The organism is Streptomyces sp. NPDC059853 (assembly GCF_042731495.1).
In the GTDB taxonomy this organism is placed as follows: domain Bacteria; phylum Actinomycetota; class Actinomycetes; order Streptomycetales; family Streptomycetaceae; genus Streptomyces.
The window spans coordinates 1-4,978 of the sequence record NZ_JBHWJL010000094.1; the positions used below are offsets into that span (position 1 = coordinate 1).

Annotated in this window: 3 protein-coding genes; 1 reads left to right on the top strand and 2 read right to left on the bottom strand. The window is 71.9% G+C overall.

The features are described from left to right. A partial coding sequence (mfd, locus tag ACFV5N_RS12975) for a transcription-repair coupling factor (RefSeq protein WP_385598030.1) occupies positions 1-3,442 on the bottom strand: 3,442 nt, incomplete at its 3' end. A gap of 230 nt (positions 3,443-3,672) precedes the next feature. Here mfd and ACFV5N_RS12980 point away from each other — a divergent pair. Beyond that, positions 3,673-4,176 (top strand): hypothetical protein, encoded by a 504-nt coding sequence (locus ACFV5N_RS12980; protein WP_385598033.1) that lies wholly within the window; start codon positions 3,673-3,675, stop codon positions 4,174-4,176. On the opposite strand, the gene ACFV5N_RS12985 is transcribed toward ACFV5N_RS12980, so the two are convergent. After that, positions 4,124-4,762 carry a Uma2 family endonuclease gene (locus tag ACFV5N_RS12985; protein ID WP_051131197.1) on the bottom strand — a complete coding sequence of 213 codons (639 nt, stop codon included), beginning with the start codon at positions 4,760-4,762 and terminating at the stop codon, positions 4,124-4,126. The two genes, ACFV5N_RS12980 and ACFV5N_RS12985, sit on opposite strands and share 53 nt — an antisense overlap. Positions 4,763-4,978: the final 216 nt, after the last annotated feature.

Below are 4,978 nucleotides of genomic sequence, written 5' to 3' on the forward strand. Positions count from 1 at the left end.
GCCCGGTCGCCCGCTTCACCACCGAACCCGGGTACACCCGGTTCAGCCGCAGCTCCTGCGACTCCCGCAGCTCCACCGGCGAGAAGCGGATCTTGTTCCCCTGGAGCGTGATGTCGCCCACCCCGCAGGAGCGGGCCAGCATCCGCAGCCCCGCCACCAGCAGCAGGTTCTCCACCGGCTCCGGCAGCGGGCCGTAGCGGTCGGTCAGCTCCTCGCGCACCGCCGCGATGTCCTCCTCGGTACTCGCCGCCGCGATCGACCGGTACGCCTGGAGCCGCAGCCGCTCCCCCGGCGCGTAGTCGTGCGGCACATGGGCGTCCACCGGCAGTTCGATCTTCACCTCCAGCAGCGACTCCTCCGGCTCGCCGCCGCCGGCCTCCAGCGTCGCCCGGTAGTCCGCCACCGCCTCGCCGACCATCCGCACGTACAGGTCGAAGCCGACGCCCGCGATGTGCCCGGACTGCTCCCCGCCCAGCAGATTGCCCGCGCCCCGGATCTCCAGGTCCTTCATCGCCACGTACATGCCCGCGCCCATCTCGGTGTGCTGCGCGATGGTGGCCAGCCGCTCGTGCGCGGTCTCCGTCAGCGGACGCTCCGGCGGGTACAGGAAGTAGGCGTAGCCGCGCTCGCGGCCCCGGCCCACCCGGCCGCGCAGCTGGTGCAGCTGCGACAGACCGAAGGTGTCGCCGCGCTCCACGATCAGGGTGTTGGCGTTGGAGATGTCGATACCGGACTCCACGATCGTCGTGGACACCAGCACGTCGAACTTCTTCTCCCAGAAGTCCACCACCACCTGTTCCAGCGCCGACTCGCTCATCTGCCCGTGCGCCGTCGCGATCCGCGCCTCCGGCACGATCGCCCGCAGCCGCGCCGCCGCCCGGTCGATGGAGTCCACCCGGTTGTGGATGTAGAAGACCTGGCCCTCGCGCAGCAGCTCGCGCCGCAGCGCCGCCCCGATCTGCTTCTCCTCGTACGGGCCGACGAACGTCAGCACCGGGTGCCGCTCCTCCGGCGGCGTGGTGATCGTCGACATCTCCCGGATGCCGGTCACCGCCATCTCCAGGGTGCGCGGGATCGGCGTCGCCGACATCGTCAGCACGTCCACGTTCGCCCGCAGCTTCTTCAGCTGCTCCTTGTGCTCGACGCCGAACCGCTGCTCCTCGTCCACGATGACCAGGCCGAGGTCCTTGAACTTCACCTCGGAGGAGAACAGCCGGTGGGTGCCGATCACCACGTCCACCGAGCCGTCCCGCAGCCCTTCCAGCACCGCCTTGGAGTCGGTCTCCGACTGGAAGCGGGACAGCGCCCGCACCGCCACCGGGAACTGCGCGTACCGCTCCGAGAAGGTGCCGAAGTGCTGCTGCACCAGCAGCGTGGTCGGCACCAGCACCGCCACCTGCTTGCCCTCCTGCACCGCCTTGAACGCCGCGCGCACCGCGATCTCGGTCTTGCCGTAGCCGACGTCGCCGCAGATCAGCCGGTCCATCGGGACGGACTTCTCCATGTCGTCCTTGACCTCGCCGATCGTCGTCAGCTGATCGGGGGTCTCGGCGTACGGGAAGGCGTCCTCCAGCTCCCGCTGCCACGGGGTGTCCGGGCCGAACGCGTGCCCGGGGGCCGCCATCCGCGCCGAGTACAGCTTGATCAGATCGGCGGCGATCTCCTTGACCGCCTTCTTCGCCCGCGCCTTGGTCTTGGTCCAGTCCGCGCCGCCCAGCCGGTGCAGGGTCGGCGCCTCGCCGCCCACGTACTTGGTGACCTGCTCCAGCTGGTCGGTCGGCACGAACAGCCGGTCGCCGGGCTGGCCGCGCTTGGCCGGGGCGTACTCCACCAGCAGGTACTCGCGGGTGGCGCCCTGGACGGTGCGCTGCACCATCTCGATGTAGCGGCCCACCCCGTGCTGCTCGTGCACGATGTAGTCGCCCGCCTCCAGGGTCAGCGGATCGAGCGTCTTGCGCCGCCTGGCCGGCATCCGGGCGCTGTCCCGGCCCGCCGCCTTCTGCCCGGTCAGATCGGTCTCGGTGAGGACCGCGAGCCGCAGCGCCGGATCGGTGAAGCCGTGTTCCAGCGCCCCGCACGCCACATGGACGACGGCCGGGGTGATCGCGCCGGGCTCCAGGCCCCGCTGCGCCAGCCGGGCCGCGATGCCCTCGCCGGTCAGCACCTCGGCGGTACGGGAGGCCGGGCCCTGGCCCTCGGTGAGGTAGACCACCCGCCAGCCGTCGGCCAGCCAGCCCTTGGTGTCGGCCAGCGCCCGCGCCGTGTCGCCCCGGTAGGACTCGGCGGCCCGCAGCCCCAGCCGTACGGTGTCCTCCTCCGCCTCGGCGGAGGCGTCCGCGCTGAACGGGCTGACCGTCCACCACGGGATGCCCAGCTCCGCCGCGTGCTCGCGCACCTCCGCGATCCCGCGCAGCGAGGCCGCGCCGACGTCGATGGGCGCCTCGCCGCCGCCCGCGCTCGCCGCCCAGGAGGCCATCAGGAACTCCTGGCTGGTGGCCACCAGGTCGGCGGCCCGGGAGCGGACCCGTTCCGGATCGCACACCACGGTCATCGACCCGGCGGGCAGCACGTCCAGCAGCAGCTCCATGTCGTCCACCAGCACCGGGGCGAGCGACTCCATGCCCTCCACCGCGATGCCCTCGGCGATCCTGCCCAGCAGCTCGCCCAGCTCCGGGTGCTCCTCGGCCAGCGCGGCGGCCCGCTCGCGCACCGCCGCGGTCAGCAGCAGCTCACGGCAGGGCGGCGCCCACAGGCCGTGCTCGGCGATCTCCAGCGACCGCTGGTCGGCGACCTTGAAGTACCGGATCTCCTCGACCTCGTCGCCCCACAGCTCCACCCGCAGCGGGTGCTCCTCGGTGGGCGGGAACACGTCCACGATGCCGCCGCGCACCGCGAACTCGCCGCGCTTCTCCACCAGCTCCACCCGCTGGTACGCGGCGGCGGCCAGCGCCTCGGTGAGCTGCCCCAGCTCCACGGTCTGCCCGCCGCGCAGGCTCACCGGCTCCAGGTCGCCGAGCCCGGCGACCTGCGGCTGGAGCACCGAGCGGATCGGCGCGACCACCACCGAGACCGGGCCCGCGCCGGGGTCGTCGGTACGGGGGTGGGCCAGCCGCCGCAGCACCGCCAGCCGGCGGCCGACGGTGTCGGCGCGCGGCGACAGCCGCTCGTGCGGCAGCGTCTCCCACGACGGGTACTCGACCACACCGTCCGGCGGCAGCAGCGAGCGCAGCGCGGCGGCCAGGTCCTCCGCCTCGCGGCCGGTGGCCGTCACCGCCAGCACGGTGCGCCCGGCGCCCCGCGCCAGGGCGGCGACGGACAGCGCCCGGGCGGCGGGCGGCCCGACGAGATCGACCTGCCGCCGGTCGCCGCCGCGCGCGGCGGCGACCGCCTCGGCGAGGGCGGGGTCTTCGGTGACGGCATCGAGCAGGCCGTGCAGGCTCATGGGGGCATCCATCCGGTGACGGTCACGGGGGCGTGGGGCCACGGGGGCACGCACAACAGCCCGGTACGGGCGCCGCACCGGGTTTCCCCCAGCCTACGCCCCCACACCTCCACCCAAATGGGTGCATCGTGCAAGCGGATGGATACGGGGGGTGAGCGGCGGTAGAGGGCGCCGGGGACGGGGAACGAACCTGGTGGGTCGTTGGCGGTTCGGAGCTTCGGGGTGGTCGTGTGCACAGGCAGCCGGGCACGTACGCGCGCTCCCGCCGCCGCAGACCGGGCCGGCCACCCGCCTTCCGCTCCCTGGTGGCGGTGGCGCTGGCCATCACCCTGAGCGCCTTCGCCGGACAGTGGTACCTGGACCGCACCGTGAACCACGCGGCGGGCGGCTGGCGGGAGAGTTCCTGCGAGGAGGCGTACGCGGCGGCCGGTTTCGAGCCGCCCGGCGAGGCGGCGGACACCCGCTGCGCGCGCCGCGTGGGCGCCTACGCGGCGGTGTTCACGGTGGGCGGCGCGGCCTTCGAGGACTGGCTGCGCGAGGAGCACGGCGTGAGGGCGGAGGCCCTAGGCCACCCGCCCGCCACGCCGGGCAGCTCGGCGGACCACACATTGGGGTGGTCCCCACCCGACAACGCCCCGACACTGACCCGCTCGCTGCCCGAGGTGACGGTGGCGGCGTACGTCACCCCAGATGACGGAATCCGCGTCCGTTGGTTGCTGCACGGGCAGGGTTGAGCAGGAGATCAACCTCGATTTCGATCTTGGCTCCGATGGACTCGGGGAAGACGAAAGATTCTCCGGCCCTGTGCTCGGACCGTGTGCGGTATTCATCATCCACGGGGTCCGTGAGGACGATGACGTTCTCATGCCTGCGGTCCACGATCACGTAGACCGGTACGCCCGCAGCGGCGTAGGCGGTGGGCTTGCGCTCCAGGTCATCGCGCCAATTGGAGGAAGTGATCTCCACGACCATGCGGAACACGGAAGGCGGATAGCAGTTGTAGGCGAGTTCATGGTCTTCGAAGTCCTCGTCCACCACAGCCAGATCCGGGATCGCATGATCTTCCCTGCCGGTGGTGAGCCACAGGCCTACTGCTTGGACCACATCGGTCTCTCCACCCATCAACGGGTCAAGCGCCTGCATGAGACGGGAAAGCGAACGTGCGTGCACACCGCTGGCGGCTGGAGTCACGATGAGCTGCCCTTCCAGGATTTCCGAGCGATGGCCGGGCAGCACCGTGTTGGTCAGCTCAGCCAGATCCATGAGGGTCTTGGCCCGCACCGCCACGGGCAATTCCGTTCGCTCGGGGGCAACAGTCATGTCGTTCCTCCTGCGGGGCTCATCGGCCATGTCGCCTCTCCGTCCATCATGAAATCCACCCACCCCCGTCAGAATCGATTCTGCTACGCGGGACACGTCAACGGGGCGCGGCGCTCAGGCCCGAGAGGAGGAGGTCGAGGCCGGCCCGGAACTCCTCGGCCGCCGGGACCCCGGCGGTCTCGCTCGTGGCACCGGCCAGCAGCGGGTACGTGTCGG